We start from the raw sequence: 14,755 nt of genomic DNA, 5'->3' as shown, positions 1-14,755 counted from the left end.
CTCTCCCGACAGGGACGGGGCCTACAGGGGGATGTTGCCGTGCTTCTTCGGCGGCAGCACCTCGCGCTTGCCGCGCAGCGCCCGCAGGCCGCGGACGATGTGCCGGCGGGTCTCGCTCGGCGCGATCACCGCGTCCACGTAGCCGCGTTCGGCCGCCAGGTAGGGGTTCAGCAGGGTGTCCTCGTACGAGGCGATCAGCTCGGCCCGCTTCTCCTCGACGGTGCCGGCCGCCTCGGCCTCGGCGATCTCCCGGCGGTGCAGGATGTTGACCGCGCCCTGCGCGCCCATCACGGCGATCTGCGCGGTCGGCCAGGCCAGGTTGAGGTCGGCGCCCAGGTGCTTGGAGCCCATGACGTCGTACGCGCCGCCGAAGGCCTTGCGGGTGATCACGGTGATCAGCGGGACGGTGGCCTCGGCGTAGGCGTAGATCAGCTTGGCGCCGCGCCGGATGATGCCGTCCCACTCCTGCTCGGTGCCGGGCAGGAAGCCGGGCACGTCCACGAAGGTCAGCACGGGGACGTTGAAGGAGTCGCAGGTGCGGATGAAGCGGGCGGCCTTCTCGCTGGCGTTGATGTCCAGGCAGCCGGCCAGGTCCATCGGCTGGCTGCCGACGATGCCGACGGACTGGCCCTCGACCCGGCCGAAGCCGGTGATGATGTTGCCCGCGTACAGCGGCTGGGTCTCCAGGAACTCGCCGTCGTCGACGATGTGCTCGATCACCTTGCGCATGTCGTACGGCTGGTTCGCCGAGTCCGGCACGATGGTGTCGAGTTCGAGGTCCTCCTCGGTGACCGTGAGGTCGGCCTGCTCGGGGTAGGACGGCGGGTCGCTGAGGTTGTTGGAGGGCAGGTACGAGAGCAGGCTCTTGACGTACTCGATCGCCTCCTTCTCGTCCGCGGCCAGGTAGTGGGCGTTGCCCGACTTGGTGTTGTGGGTGCGCGCGCCGCCCAGCTCCTCCATCGCGACGTCCTCGCCGGTGACGGTCTTGATCACGTCGGGGCCGGTGATGAACATGTGCGAGGTCCGGTCGGCCATCACCACGAAGTCGGTGATCGCGGGGGAGTACACCGCGCCGCCCGCGCAGGGGCCCATGATCAGCGAGATCTGCGGGATGACGCCGGAGGCGTGCACGTTGCGGCGGAAGATCTCGCCGTACAGGCCGAGCGAGACCACGCCCTCCTGGATCCGGGCGCCGCCGGAGTCGTTGATGCCGATGACCGGGCAGCCGGTCTTCAGCGCGAAGTCCATCACCTTGACGATCTTCTCGCCGAAGACCTCGCCGAGCGAGCCGCCGAAGACGGTGAAGTCCTGGGCGAACACGGCGACCTGGCGGCCGTCCACGGTGCCGTAGCCGGTCACCACGCCGTCGCCGTACGGCCGGTTCTTCTCCTGGCCGAAGTTGGTCGAGCGGTGCCGGGCGAACTCGTCGAACTCCACGAAGGAGTCCTCGTCCAGCAGTTCCACGACCCGCTCACGGGCGGTCAGCTTGCCCTTGGCGTGCTGCTTCTCCACGGCCTTCGCGGAGCCGGAGTGCACCGCCTCGTCCAGCCTGCGCCGCAGGTCGGCGAGCTTGCCGGCGGTGGTGTGGGGGTCGTACGGCGCCTCGGTCATCCGGTGGCTCTCCCTGATCCATGGCCGCGACCTGTTCGAGTGCGCGCGGGGCCGGGTGGTGGGCCCGCGCATGAGGGCAGGGCGGCGCTACGAACTACCGCTGGGTAGCGTAGCCAGCGCGGAGGGCGATACGTCATGTCCTGGCGTTATGGCCATCAACACAGTGTGTCCCCGCCCGTTCTGCGGGACGATGGGGCGGCCTGCGTCCCGTGCCCGATCAGGAGTTTCCCCATGACCGGCCGGGACGATGGGGCGGCCTGCGTCCCGTACCCGATCTAGGGTTTCCCCATGACCGATCGCGAGACCCCCCGCCGTAGCGGGCTGCGCGGCTTCGGCCACGCCGGACCGTCGCCCTGGACCGACCTGGACCGTCCGCCGCTGGACGAGGAGGCGCTGCGCCACGACCTGCTCGTCCCGGGCGGCCTGTGGACCTCCCTGGACGTCGTCTCCGAGACCGGCTCCACCAACAGTGACCTCGCCGCCCGGGCCGCGGCGGGCGCCGGGCAGGGCGCGGTGCTGGTGGCCGAGGCGCAGAGCGCCGCCCGCGGCCGGCTGGACCGGCGGTGGACGGCCCCGCCCCGCTCCGGGCTGTTCCTGTCCGTGCTGCTGCGCCCCGAGGAGGTGCCGGTCGAGCGGTACGGCTGGCTGCCGATCCTGGTCGGGGTGGCCGCGGCGAGCACGCTGGGCCGGGTCGCCGGGGTCGAGGTCGGGCTGAAGTGGCCCAACGACCTCCAGGTGGAGATCGACGGCGCGGAGCGCAAGCTCGGCGGCATCCTCACCGAGCTGGCCGGCGGCGCGGTGGTGGTCGGCATGGGCCTCAACGTCTCGCTGCGCGAGTCGGAGCTGCCCGTCCCCACCGCCGCCTCGCTCGCGCTGGCCGGCGCCTCGACCACCGACCGGGGCACCCTGCTGCGCGCCCTGCTGCGCGAGTTCGCCGAGCTCTACCGGGACTGGACGGCCGCCGCGGGCGACCCGCACGCCAGTGACCTGCTGCGCGCCTACGTGGACCGCTGCAGCACGCTGGGCCGCCAGGTGAAGGTGCACCTGCCGGGCGACCGCGAGCTGGTCGGCGAGGCGGTGGCGGTGGACGGCGACGGGCGACTGGTGGTCCGTACTCCCGACGGCGTACGCCGGGCGGTCGGCGCGGGCGACGTGGTCCACGTGCGCCCCGAGCCCCGCTGAACGGCAGTCTTCACCTCCCCTTGACCCGGGCTGATGCCCCGGATCCGACGATTCCGTGCGAACATTCCACCTGGCAGCGGTGTGAGGCGCGCCACTGTCCGCCCGGGTGGCGGACGGCGCGCCCGGACACGTAGGACACGAGGCGAGTGCGGCGAGCGCACGGGGACGGACCGGTGGCAGAGGACGGCAGCAGCGGCGCGACGGCGGGCAGCAACGACCCCACGGTCGCGCTCGAACTGGAACGCCTGATCCTGGACGCGCCGCGCCGCTACACCCCGTACCAGGCGGCGCGTGCCGCCGACGTCCCGATGGAGCTGGCCACCCGGTTCTGGCGCGCCATGGGCTTCCCCGACATCGGCCAGTCCAGGGCGCTCACCGACGGCGACGTGATCGCGCTGCGGCGCCTGGCCGGCCTGGTGGAGTCCGGGCTGCTCAGCGAGTCGATGGCGATCCAGGTGGCCCGGTCCACCGGCCAGACCACGGCCCGGCTGGCCGGCTGGCAGATGGACACCTTCCTGGAGAACCTCACCCAGTCCGTCGAGCCCGGGCTGACCCGCGCCGACGTCGCGTACCCGCTGGTCGAGCTGCTGCTGCCGGAGCTGGAGCAGTTCCTGGTGTACGTCTGGCGGCGCCAGCTGGCGGCGGTCACCGGCCGGGTGGTGCAGGCCGCCGAGGACAACGAGATCACCAGCGGGCGGCTCGCCGTCGGCTTCGCCGACCTGGTCGGCTTCACCCGGTTGTCCCGGCGGCTGGAGGAGGAGGAGCTCGGCGAGCTGGTCGAGACCTTCGAGAACACCTGTTCGGATCTGATCGCCGGCCAGGGCGGCCGGGTGATCAAGACCCTCGGCGACGAGATCCTCTACGTCTCCGAGGACCCGGCGACCGCCGCCGAGATCGCGCTGAGCCTGATCGAGGCGCTGGCCGGGGACGAGACCATCCCGCCGCTGCGGGTCGGCATGGCCTTCGGCACGGTCACCTCACGGATGGGCGACGTCTTCGGCACCACCGTCAACCTGGCCAGCCGGCTCACCTCGATCGCGCCCAAGGACGCCGTGCTGATCGACGGCGAGTTCGCCGCCGCGCTGGAGCAGAACGGCAGCGTCGCCCCGGCCGACTCGGAGGGGCCCGGCCTGGCCGAGGCGCTGTCGGCCGCGGCCGGGATGCCCGCCTCCGGACTGCCGATGCCGGCCCCGGACACCGGGGCCCGCTTCCACCTGCAGCCGATGTGGCGACGGCCGGTGCGGGGGCTCGGGCTGGTCGAGCCGTGGCTGCTCACCCGGCGGCTGAAGGTCGAATAGCGGCCCGCCGGCGGGGAAGGCGTGCGGGTGGAGGAAGCCGTCCGCGGTGCGGTCGTTCGCGGGTGCGCCTCCCCGTGGTGGGTTCGGTCCTCCGGGCGCCGTACGGGTGGGGCCCGGCGGCGGGCGTTCCGACGGCGCCGCGGTCCGTCCGGGCAAACAGGGCATAACCGAATGAAACCGCCATAGTCTTGGTGCAAGCGACCGGTCGGGTGCGGCCGGCCGACGGGGGTCTGGCAGGACCGAGCACAGGGAGCGAGGCGAGCCGGTGAGCAGTGAGGCGATCATGACGGACCGCGGCTGCGACTGCGACCGCGGCGGGCCGCGGCACCCCGAGCCGCTGCCCGACCTGAGGCTGCAGTCCGTGGTCGAGCTGGCCCAGGACATGGCCGCCGCACTCACCCCGCTGGAGGCCGTCCGGGCCGCCGCCGCCCGTGCCACCGAGGCGCTCGGCGCCACCATGGCCGCCGTCTCGGTCTGGGACCGCGAGTCCGGCCGGCTGCGGGTCCTGGTCAACCACGGCGAGCTCGCCCCGGGCGAGGAGGAGCTGCCCGAGGACGAGTCGTACCCGGTCGCCGACTTCCCCGAGATCGTCACGTACCTGGAGGAGCGCTGGACCACCGGGCGGCTGCCGCGCGCCTGGCTGCAGAGCGCCGAGAACAGCGAGCCGCACGCCGGGCACGCGCACCCGACCGCCGGCGCGTACTGCCAGGAGCGCGCCGCGGCGCTGCGCCGGCGCGGGCGGGCCTGCTGCGTGGTCGCGCCGATCGTGCTGCACGGCCAGGCCTGGGGCGAGCTGTACCTCGCCCGGTCCGCCGGGATGCCCGAGTTCACCGAGGCCGACGCCGACTACGCGACGCTGCTCGCCGCCCAGGTCTCGGCCGGGCTGGCGCAGACCGAGCGCCTCGCCGACCTGCGCCGGCTCGCCTTCTCCGACCCGCTCACCGGCCTGGCCAACCGGCGGGCCGTCGACGCCCGGCTGGAGAGCGCGCTGGAGGCGCACAACCGGGACGGCACCGTGGTCTCGCTGGTGGTCTGCGACGTCAACGGACTGAAGCGGGTCAACGACCAGCTCGGCCACGAGATGGGCGACCGGCTGCTGGAACGGTTCGCCCACCAGCTCTCGCTGGCCGCCGCCAAGCTCCCCGGCAGCCTCGCCGCGCGGCTCGGCGGCGACGAGTTCTGCCTGCTGGTGGAGGGTCAGAAGGCCGACGAGGTGGTCGCCGTCGCCGAGGAGCTGTGCGCCCGGGCGCTCGCGCTCTCCGAGGGCGAGGGCGTGGCCTGCGGGGTCGCCTCCACCGGGGACTCGATCGGGCCCGTCACCACCCCCGACCGGCTGTTCCGGCTCGCCGACGCCGCCCAGTACCGGGCCAAGGCCGCCCGGGCCGCCCACCCCGTGGTCGCCGGGCGCAGCCACGGCCCCGGCTTCTCGCCCGACCCCACGGTGCTGCTCGCCGACGCCGCCGACCCGCACCACCGGGCGGACGGGCGGCGCGCGCCGGGCGGCCGGGCCGGCGCGGGCGACCGGCGGCGGTTCCGGGGCGCCGCCCGCAGCGCCGACCCGGGGCAGCTGCTCACCGCGGTGCTCGCCTCCCTCGACCAGGCCGCCCTGACCCGGGCCGTCCACCCGGCGGACACCCTCGGCAAGCTGGTCGTGGTCGCCGAGGCCTCCGCCCGGCTGCTGGACGCCGTCGGCTGGTGGGTCTCGTACGTCCCGCCCGGCTCCCACCTGATGCGCACCTCCCAGCACGCCGTCTACCGGATGACCAGCGGCCCCAGCAGCGTCCGCGCCGAGACCCAGCGGGCCCAGATCGAGGCCCCCGACGCGGTCTTCGACCTCCGGCACTACCCGATGACCCGCCGGGCCGTCCGCGGCGGCGCCTTCGCCCTGCGGGCGGGCGCGGCCGGCAACGACCCGGCGGAGGAGGCGATGCTGGTCGTCTCCGGCTACCGGGGCATGGTCGCCGCCGGCGGCCAGAACCCGGCGGGCGGCTGGCTGGTGGAGCTCTTCGCCGACGACGCCACCCTGCCGCTGGGCCAGGCCGCCTGCGCCATGCGCGCCCTGGTCTCGGTCGCCCTGTCGGGGCCGGCCTCGCCGCCGGTGGTGTGAGGCGGGCGGTTCGCCCTGAGGCCCGCCGGCCGGTGGCCCCGGCCCGGGTCCGGGTCCGGCCGCCGCCGTGTGCGGATTCGGTGACGGGGGTGTCCCGGGCGGGTCGCGGTCGGCGCCCGGGGGATGCCGGGGGCGGGCGGGGTGGTGGAAGGTGGGGCGACGGTTTTCCGGGGAACGGGGGGTTCGGCCGTGGGTGGACGGTGGGCGGGTGCGGCGGTGGCCGGGGTGCTGGTGCTCGGGGGCGCGGTGGCGGGGGCCGCCCCGGCGTCGGCGGTGCCGGCGGTGCGGGCGGCCGGGGCGGTGCGGACGGCCGGGGCGGTGCGGACGGCCGGGGCGGTGCGGACGGCGCCCGAGCGGGCGCCTCAGCCGCGGGCCTCCGAGGCGGCGCACCGGATCACGGAGTCCACGCTGTCCGTGTCGAAGTCGAGGAAGCGCACGGTGCGGCACGGCTCCCACGGCGGGTTCGGCGGGCTGTTCACCTGGTTCGGCGTCGTCCTGCTGCTCTGCGTGCTGGCCGTGGTGCTGGCGGTGTTCTGGTTCAGGCGTCGGAGCCGGCTCCGTTCACAGGCGGGTTGAGGGCCCGTAGGGCGGCGTCGACCAGGCGGTCGGCGTGCTCGTGGGTGAGCGGGCCGAGCCGGTACTGCCAGCGGTAGTAGATCGGGCCGTAGACCAGTTCGACGGCCAGGTCGAGGTCGGCGTCGGCGGCGATCTGGCCGGCCTCGCGGGCGCTGCGCAGGCGGTCGCGGGTGACCTCCAGCAGGGGGTCCAGCAGGCGGGTGCGGTACTCGGTGTGCAGCGCCGGGTCGTTGAGGATCTCGGCGACGATCGCCCGGTAGGTGCGGTCGGTGCCCGGGTCGCGGAGCTCGTCGCTGGTGGGGCGCAGGACGGCGCGGAGGTCGGCGGCGAGGTCGCCGGTGTCGGGGAGGGCGAGGCCGCCGTCGTGCTCGCCGACGGCGAGGAAGGCGTCGAAGACGACGGCGCCCTTCGAGGGCCACCACCGGTAGATGGTCTGCTTGCCGACGCCGGCCCGGGCGGCGATCGCCTCGATGGTCAGCTTGCCGTAGCCGACTTCGGCGACGAGTTCGGTGGCGGCGGCGAGGACGGCGGCGCGGGCGCGCTCGCTGCGGCGGGCGGGGTCGGGGGCGGTTCTGGAAGCCATGGGGAAAAGTCTATGCGGAATGACGAGACGAGACGTATTGTCTTCTCAAGACATGCGAGACGGAACGTCTCGTCTCATTCGCTATCCCGGAGGTGCCCGTGAACCGCCCCGCACACATCCTGATGGTCTCCGTACCGGCCCACGGGCACGTCAACCCGAGCCTCGCCGTGATCGCCGAGCTGGTCGCCCGGGGCCACCGGGTCAGCTACCTCAACGACCCCTCCTTCCGCGAGACCGTCGAGTCCACCGGAGCCGCCCTCGTCCCGTACCCGACGAAGCTGCCGCTCACCGACGACCCCGGCGGCTGGCCGGTGGACCCGGTGGCGATCCAGGACGTCTTCCTGGACGACACGCTGGCGGCGTGGTCCGTCCTGCTGGAGGCCTTCGAGGACGACCGCCCCGACCTGGTGCTCTACGACATCGCGGGCTTCGCCGGCCGGGCGCTCGGCGAGCGGCTGGGGGTGCCGGTGGTGCAGCTGTCGTCCACCTTCGTCGGCTGGGAGGGCGTCGAGGAGGACATGGCCGAGGTCTTCGAGGCGATCCGCACCGGCCCCGGCGGCCCCGAGCACCACCGCCGGTTCGCCGACTGGCTGGTCGAGGCCGGCGCGGTGCAGCGCGACGTGGAGGCCTTCAAGGGCCGTCCGGAGCGGGCGATCGCGCTCGTCCCGCGCGCCCTGCAGCCCAACGCCGACCGGGTCGACGAACAGCGGATCAGCTTCGTCGGGCCCTGCTTCGGCGACCGCGCCCACCAGGGGCGGTGGCAGCGGCCGGCCGGCGCGGAGAAGGTGCTGCTGGTCTCGCTGGGTTCGGCGTTCACCCACCATCCGGCGTTCTACCGCGCCTGCGTCCAGGCCTTCGGCGACCTGCCGGGCTGGCACACGATGCTGCAGATCGGCGCGCACACGGACCCGGCCGAGCTCGGCGAGGTGCCGGACACCGTCGAGGTGCACCGGTGGGTGCCGCAGCTGTCCGTGCTCTCCCAGGCGGACGCCTTCGTCACCCACGCGGGCATGGGCGGATCCAGCGAGGGGCTGTTCCATGCGGTGCCGATGATCGCGGTGCCGCAGGCCGTCGACCAGTTCGCCAACGCGGACGCTCTGGTGGGCCTCGGTGTCGCCCGCCGGCTGGACACCGAGCAGGCCACCCCGGAGGCGCTGCGCGCGGCGCTGCTGGAGCTGGTCGGCGACCCGGCGGTGGCCGAGCGGCTGCGGGAGCTGTCCGCCGCCGGGCGGGCCGAGGGCGGCACCGTCCGGGCGGTCGACCTGATCGAGGCGGAACTCGTGAAGTGAGTGCGGGGCCGACGGGGGCCACGGCGTGCGATGTCGATCCGGAGGGCGGAGAATCCGGATGGCGAGCACCTGTTGTCATATCTTCATTCACCTGATGTGATGGTGTATATGGATATGCACAGTGCTGTGGCCCCCGACGCTCCGCTGGTCCTGGTCGGCAAGGCCGACGTCAGCGCCGAGGACGTCCTGTCCGTCGCCCGGGGCGACGCCCGGGTCGAGATCGGCCCCGACGCGCAGGCCGAGATGGCGGCCGCCCGCGCGCGGATCGACGCCCTCGCGGCCGAGCCGCGTCCCGTCTACGGCGTGTCGACCGGCTTCGGCGCGCTCGCCGTGCGCCACATCAGCCCCGAACTGCGCGCCCAGCTGCAGCGGTCGCTGGTGCGCTCGCACGCCGCCGGCATGGGGCCCGCGGTCGAGCGCGAGGTGGTCCGCGCGCTGATGTTCCTGCGGATGAAGACGCTGGCCTCCGGCCGCACCGGCGTCCGGCCGCTGGTCGCGCAGACCATGGCCGCCCTGCTCAACGCGGGCATCACCCCGGTGGTGCGGGAGTTCGGCTCGCTCGGCTGCTCCGGTGACCTCGCGCCGCTCTCGCACTGCGCACTGGTCCTGATGGGCGAAGGCACCGCCACCGGCCCGGACGGCGTGGAGAAGCCCGCCGCCGAACTGCTCGCCGCCGCCGGGATAGCGCCGGTCGAGCTGCTGGAGAAGGAGGGCCTCGCCCTCATCAACGGCACCGACGGCATGCTCGGCATGCTGGTGATGGCCATCGCCGACCTCCAGCGGCTGTTCACCACCGCCGACATCACCGCGGCGATGAGCCTGGAGGCGCTGCTCGGCACCGACAAGGTGCTCGCCCCCGAACTGCACGCCCCGATCCGCCCGCACCCGGGCCAGGCGCTCAGCGCCGCCAACATGCTCGCCGTCCTCAAGGGCTCCGGGCTCACCGGCCACCACCAGGACGACGCCCCGCGCGTCCAGGACGCCTACTCGATCCGCTGTGCCCCGCAGGTCGCCGGTGCCGGCCGGGACACCCTGGCGCACGCCCGGCTGGTCGCCGACCGCGAGCTGGCCGCCTCGGTCGACAACCCGGTGGTGCTGCCGGACGGCCGGGTGGAGTCCAACGGCAACTTCCACGGCGCCCCGGTCGCGTACGTGCTGGACTTCCTCGCCATCGCCGCCGCCGACCTCGGCTCGATCTCCGAGCGCCGCACCGACCGGCTGCTCGACAAGGCCCGCTCGCACGGCCTGCCGGCCTTCCTGGCCGACGACCCGGGCGTGGACTCCGGCCTGATGATCGCCCAGTACACCCAGGCGGCGCTGGTCAGCGAGAACAAGCGGCTCGCCGTCCCGGCCTCGGTCGACTCGATCCCCTCCTCCGCGATGCAGGAGGACCACGTGTCGATGGGCTGGTCGGCCGCGCGCAAGCTGCGCCAGGCGGTGGCCAACCTCGGCCGCATCCTGGCCGTCGAACTCACCGCGTCCGCCCGCGCGCTGGAGATCCGTCAGCAGGCCGACGGGGTCGCCGGGCTCGCCCCGGCCACCGCGGCCGCGCTGGCCGCCGCCCGGGAGGCGGGGGTCGGCGGCGCCGGCCGCGACCGCTTCCTCTCGCCGGACCTGGAGGCGGCCGCCGAGCTGGTCGCCTCCGGTGCGCTGGTGCGGGCGGTCGAGCGGGTCACCGGCCCGCTGGCCTGAGCCGGTGCCGCCTCCGCGGGGGTGACCGGGGCTCAGTCCCAGTCCCCCCGCGGGCGGCGGTCCCGCTCGTCCCGGCGGTCGCGGCGGTTGCCCAGCGCGGCCGCGAAGTTGACCCCGACGATGCCCGCCCAGCAGGCCAGCAGGCCGGCGAAGCCACCGGTCTCGGGGTTGCCGGCGATCGCGGTCAGCGGGATGCCGAGAGCGAGCGAGACCACCGCCAGTCGGTTGCCGGCCCGGCCGGAGGTCGACGGGCGGTCGCGGTCCCGGCGCCCGCCCCGGCCCCGGTGGGACGGCTCGTAGTCGTCCATCCGCTCGGCCACCGACCGGTCGACCCGGGCGTCCAGCCGGGCGTCGAGCCGCTTCACGAAGGAGTCGACGAGTGCGTCCTCGTACTCCTTGCCGAGCTCCTTGCGGGCCTGGAGGGTGGCGTCGAGGTCGCGCCGCAGTTCGTCCTGACGAGTGTCCATGGAGCAAGCGTGAGGCCGCCGGGACGTCCGGTCCATCCGTTCGCGGGAGGAATCCGGGCGGGCTCAGGGACAAATCAGGGTTCCCCCAAGGGGCGCCCCGAACCCGGCGGGGCCGCCGGACCGCCGCGGCTCCCGAACCAACCGAACCGCGGGACGTCTCACCGGACGTCCCGCCGTACGAGACGTCTTTGCCAGCCGCGGCCCGCTCCTGCACAGTCGTCGTCCGAACCGCTCGCACCCGGAGGTACCGCTGATGACCGCCACCGACGAGACCGGCAGCGTCGGACCCTCCGCCCGGCTGCTCCAGCTGTTCGAAGGGCACCGGCTGACGCCGACCCAGCGCCGGATCGCCCACTCGCTGGTGCGGCACGCCACCGAGGCGCCGTTCCTGTCCAGCGTGGAGGTCGCCGAACTCGCGGGCGTCAGCCAGCCGTCCGTCACCCGCTTCGCGGTCGCGCTCGGGTACGACGGCTACCCCGCGCTGCGCAAGCAGCTGCGCGAACTCGGCGGCGGCGACCAGGGCGCGCCGGAGAGCCCGGACGACGCGGTGCGCAACGAGCACCAGCAGGCCGTGCTCGCCGAGATCGCCCACCTGCGCCACCTCGCCGAACTCCTCGCCGACCCGGAGCCGATCACCCGGGCCGCCCGGCTGCTCGCCGCCTCCCGCCCGCTGCCGGTGCTCGGACTGCGGGCCGCCTCGGCGCAGGCGCGGGGCTTCGCCTACTTCGCGGCCAAGGTGCACCCGGACATCCGGCTGCTGGACGAGGGCGGCAGCATGCTCGCCGACCGGCTGGAACAGGCCCGGGCGGCCGGGGCCAGCGCGCTGCTCTGCTTCGCGCTGCCGCGCTACCCGCGGGAGCTGATGGACGCGCTGACGGTCGCCCGCGAGTGCGGGCTGACGGTGCTCACCGTGGCCGACAGCGCCTTCGCGCCGGTCGCCAAGCTGTCCGACCTGATGCTGCCGGCCGCCGTAGGCACCGGGCTGGTCTTCGACACCGCGTGCGCGCCGATGATGCTCGGCCGGGTGCTGCTGCAGTCCATGTGCGACGAACTCCCGGGCGCCGAAGCCAGGTTGGAGGCGATCGAGCAGTCCGCGGCGGCGCGCGGGCTGTTCCTGGAGTAGTGGCGGGGCGGGGGAGTAGCCGTCACGGACCCGGGCATCCCCTCCTACAGGGGGTGTCACCCATGCGCGTGATCCACGAGATGAAGTTCGTCGCCCGCCTGTCCTCCGGCGCCGACGAGTGGTCCTGCCCCACCTGCGGCCGCCGCGTCACCCTGCGGCGCCTGCCCGACCTCGAACTGACCGTCCTCGACCCGGGCGACGAGTCGGCCGTCCACGTCGGCGTCATCGAACACGACGCCCGCGCCGCCGCGGCCGCCGAGAAGTACGGCCTCGGCCCTGTCCAGAACATCCCCCGTCCGCCGTCCCCGCCCGCCCCGGACGCCGACGACCGCCGCTGGCTCGCCGAGATCGGCATCGACTGGGACGGCGGCGCGGCGGCCTGATTCAGTCGCGGGGCGCGTACAGCGGAAGGCCGGAGGTGTCCAGCTCGGCGGGCAGTGGCGCGGGCAGCGGGACGGGCTCGCCGTACTTGCCGTGCAGGACGCCCTGGTACTCGCCGTCGCGGGGGCGGGTGTGGAGTGTCCAGGCGCCCTTGCGGGGGTCGACCGTGAGGAGGGTCGGCACGCCTGCGACCGCGTACCAGCTGGTCTTGGCGGCGATGAGGCTGACCCGCTCGGAGGTCGAAATAACCTCCACGGCCAATTCGACATCGTGCGGGTCGGCCAGCCACTCGTCGTCGTCCTCCCAGTCACGCGGCAGGACGACGAGGTCGGGTGTCGCATAGTCCTCGGCATTGTCGGGCATGGTGATCGACGAGACCTCGTAGGCGCCCAGGCTGTCGGGGAGTCCGGCGTCGAGCTGGCGGGACAGGCGCTTGGTGGTCCCCGCGTGCTTGCCGCGGGGTGTCGGGGACATCACCAGGGTTCCTCCGATGATCTGGACGCGAAGTCCTGTGCTCCGCTCGATCTCCTCCGCCACATCCCGGAGTCTGCCGGGCCGCATGGTGATGGCCGTCATCCTGTCCTCCGCTCCCTGGTGCTGGGCCGAGTGGCTGGTGTTCGCCGGGTTCAGGCTAGCGCGGCAAGTCGACCGACGCCGTGGCTGATCGGATTGTTTCGGGGTCTGGTCGAGAATTGATTGTTTGGATATATTCAGCCGAACCAAGCTTGAATGAATCCATCCGCAGGGAGGCCGGGACATGGTGCAGCAGCAGGTGAGCGGGCCGCGTGAGGTGCGCGCGGCGCGTGGGACGGGGCTGACGGCGCAGGGGTGGCAGCAGGAGGCGGCCCTGCGGATGCTGATGAACAACCTCGATCCGGAGGTGGCCGAGCACCCGTCCAAGCTGGTGGTGTACGGCGGCACGGGCAAGGCGGCGCGGGACTGGCGGTCCTTCGACGCCATGGTGAGGACGCTGGAGGGGCTGAAGCAGGACGAGACCATGCTGGTCCAGTCCGGCCGCCCGGTCGGCGTGATGCAGACCCACGAGTGGGCGCCCCGGGTGCTGATCGCCAACTCCAACCTGGTCGGCGACTGGGCCAACTGGGAGGAGTTCCGCCGGCTGGAGAGCCTCGGGCTCACCATGTACGGGCAGATGACCGCCGGCTCGTGGATCTACATCGGCACCCAGGGCATCCTCCAGGGCACCTACGAGACCTTCGCCGCCGTCGCCAACAAGCGGTACAACGGCTCGCTGGAGGGCACCATCACCCTCACCGCCGGCCTCGGCGGGATGGGCGGCGCCCAGCCGCTGGCCGTCACCATGAACGGCGGCGTGGCGATCTGCATCGACTGCGACCCGTCCCGGATCTCCCGCCGGATCGAGCACCGCTACCTGGACGTCGAGGCCAAGGACCTCTCCCACGCGCTGGAGCTCGCCACCGCGGCCCGCGACAGGAAGCAGCCGCTCTCCATCGGCGTGCTGGGCAACGCCGCCGAGCTGGTCCCGCAGCTGCTCGCGATGGACGCGCCGATCGACATCGTCACCGACCAGACCAGCGCCCACGACCCGCTCAGCTACCTGCCGGTCGGCGTGGCCTTCGAGGACATGGCGGACTACGCCGCCGCCAAGCCCGCCGAGTTCACCCTGCGGGCGCGCGAGTCGATGGCCCGGCACGTCGAGGCGATGGTCGGCTTCCTGGACCGCGGCGCCGAGGTCTTCGACTACGGCAACTCGATCCGCGGCGAGGCCCAACTGGCCGGCTACGACCGTGCCTTCGCCTTCCCGGGCTTCGTCCCGGCGTACATCCGCCCGCTGTTCTGCGAGGGCAAGGGCCCGTTCCGCTGGGCGGCGCTGTCCGGCGACCCGCAGGACATCCACAAGACCGACAAGGCCGTCCTCGACCTCTTCCCGGAGAACGAGTCGCTGGCCCGCTGGATCAAGCTGGCCCAGGAGAAGGTGCACTTCCAGGGCCTGCCGGCGCGGATCTGCTGGCTCGGCTACGGCGAGCGCGACAAGGCCGGCGAGCGCTTCAACGACATGGTCGCCTCCGGCGAGCTGTCCGCCCCGATCGTCATCGGCCGCGACCACCTGGACTGCGGCTCGGTCGCCTCCCCGTACCGGGAGACCGAGGCGATGCTGGACGGCTCCGACGCGATCGCCGACTGGCCGCTGCTCAACGCCATGGTCAACGTGGCCTCCGGCGCCTCCTGGGTCTCCATCCACCACGGCGGCGGCGTCGGCATCGGCCGCTCGATCCACGCCGGCCAGGTCACCGTCGCCGACGGCACGGCCCTCGCCGGGGAGAAGATCCGCAGGGTGCTCACCAACGACCCGGGCATGGGCGTCATCCGGCACGTGGACGCCGGCTACGACCGGGCCGCCGAGGTCGCCGCCGAGCGTGGTGTCCACATCCCCATGAACCAGCACAGCCCCATGGGCGAGCTGTGA

General features: G+C 73.7%; 12 protein-coding genes and 1 pseudogene. 9 read left to right on the top strand and 4 right to left on the bottom strand.

Annotation, left to right across the window (positions count from 1 at the left end; translation table 11 throughout):
• Positions 1–21 precede the first annotated feature (21 nt).
• Positions 22–1,611 (bottom strand): acyl-CoA carboxylase subunit beta, encoded by a 1,590-nt coding sequence (locus ACGF13_RS00135; protein ID WP_392867050.1) that lies wholly within the window; start codon positions 1,609–1,611, stop codon positions 22–24.
• Positions 1,612–1,899: 288 nt separating this feature from the next.
• Between ACGF13_RS00135 and ACGF13_RS00130 the strand changes: the two genes are divergently transcribed.
• The 4 genes and pseudogenes from ACGF13_RS00130 (at position 1,900) to ACGF13_RS00115 (ending at position 6,774) form a co-directional block, all read left to right on the top strand.
• Positions 1,900–2,793: a biotin--[acetyl-CoA-carboxylase] ligase gene (locus ACGF13_RS00130; RefSeq protein ID WP_392867047.1), complete on the top strand. Its 894-nt coding sequence runs from the start codon at positions 1,900–1,902 to the stop codon at positions 2,791–2,793.
• A 173-nt stretch (positions 2,794–2,966) separates the two neighbouring features.
• Positions 2,967–4,091, top strand: coding sequence for an adenylate/guanylate cyclase domain-containing protein (locus tag ACGF13_RS00125; RefSeq protein ID WP_392867044.1), 1,125 nt, complete (start codon positions 2,967–2,969; stop codon positions 4,089–4,091).
• Between the two features lie 382 nt (positions 4,092–4,473).
• A pseudogene (locus tag ACGF13_RS00120) lies at positions 4,474–5,631 on the top strand (diguanylate cyclase domain-containing protein); the annotation flags it as partial.
• A 756-nt stretch (positions 5,632–6,387) separates the two neighbouring features.
• A complete protein-coding gene (locus ACGF13_RS00115; RefSeq protein WP_392867041.1) occupies positions 6,388–6,774 on the top strand; it encodes a hypothetical protein in 387 nt (128 codons plus the stop codon).
• On the opposite strand, the gene ACGF13_RS00110 is transcribed toward ACGF13_RS00115, so the two are convergent.
• Positions 6,737–7,357, bottom strand: a complete 621-nt coding sequence (locus ACGF13_RS00110; RefSeq protein WP_392867038.1) for a TetR/AcrR family transcriptional regulator — start codon at positions 7,355–7,357, stop codon at positions 6,737–6,739. The genes ACGF13_RS00115 and ACGF13_RS00110 overlap by 38 nt on opposite strands.
• A 122-nt stretch (positions 7,358–7,479) precedes the next feature.
• On the opposite strand from ACGF13_RS00110, the gene ACGF13_RS00105 reads away from it, so the two are divergent.
• A complete protein-coding gene (locus tag ACGF13_RS00105; protein ID WP_392868736.1) occupies positions 7,480–8,646 on the top strand; it encodes a macrolide family glycosyltransferase in 1,167 nt (388 codons plus the stop codon).
• Between the two features lie 114 nt (positions 8,647–8,760).
• Positions 8,761–10,338: a histidine ammonia-lyase gene (gene hutH, locus ACGF13_RS00100; RefSeq protein ID WP_392867035.1), complete on the top strand. Its 1,578-nt coding sequence runs from the start codon at positions 8,761–8,763 to the stop codon at positions 10,336–10,338.
• 32 nt (positions 10,339–10,370) lie between these two features.
• On the opposite strand, the gene ACGF13_RS00095 is transcribed toward hutH, so the two are convergent.
• Complete coding sequence (locus tag ACGF13_RS00095; RefSeq protein ID WP_392867033.1) at positions 10,371–10,805, bottom strand: hypothetical protein; 435 nt, start codon at positions 10,803–10,805, stop codon at positions 10,371–10,373.
• 253 nt (positions 10,806–11,058) lie between these two features.
• Here ACGF13_RS00095 and ACGF13_RS00090 point away from each other — a divergent pair, with 253 nt between their 5' ends.
• Together ACGF13_RS00090 and ACGF13_RS00085 are read left to right on the top strand one after the other, a co-directional pair.
• Entirely contained in the window at positions 11,059–11,928 is an 870-nt protein-coding gene (locus ACGF13_RS00090; RefSeq protein WP_392867030.1) for a MurR/RpiR family transcriptional regulator, read from the top strand.
• Between the two features lie 62 nt (positions 11,929–11,990).
• A complete protein-coding gene (locus ACGF13_RS00085; protein ID WP_392867027.1) occupies positions 11,991–12,311 on the top strand; it encodes a hypothetical protein in 321 nt (106 codons plus the stop codon).
• Position 12,312: 1 nt separating this feature from the next.
• Here ACGF13_RS00085 and ACGF13_RS00080 read toward each other — a convergent pair whose 3' ends face one another.
• Positions 12,313–12,870, bottom strand: a complete 558-nt coding sequence (locus ACGF13_RS00080; RefSeq protein ID WP_392868734.1) for a Uma2 family endonuclease — start codon at positions 12,868–12,870, stop codon at positions 12,313–12,315.
• A gap of 211 nt (positions 12,871–13,081) precedes the next feature.
• Here ACGF13_RS00080 and hutU point away from each other — a divergent pair, with 211 nt between their 5' ends.
• Positions 13,082–14,755: a urocanate hydratase gene (gene hutU / locus ACGF13_RS00075; protein WP_392868732.1), complete on the top strand. Its 1,674-nt coding sequence runs from the start codon at positions 13,082–13,084 to the stop codon at positions 14,753–14,755.

This window comes from Kitasatospora sp. NPDC048286, from assembly GCF_043201735.1.
Classification (GTDB): Bacteria; Actinomycetota; Actinomycetes; order Streptomycetales; family Streptomycetaceae; genus Kitasatospora.
The sequence above is the reverse complement of the archived record's forward strand: the minus strand, read 5'-3'. Positions and strand labels throughout refer to the sequence as shown.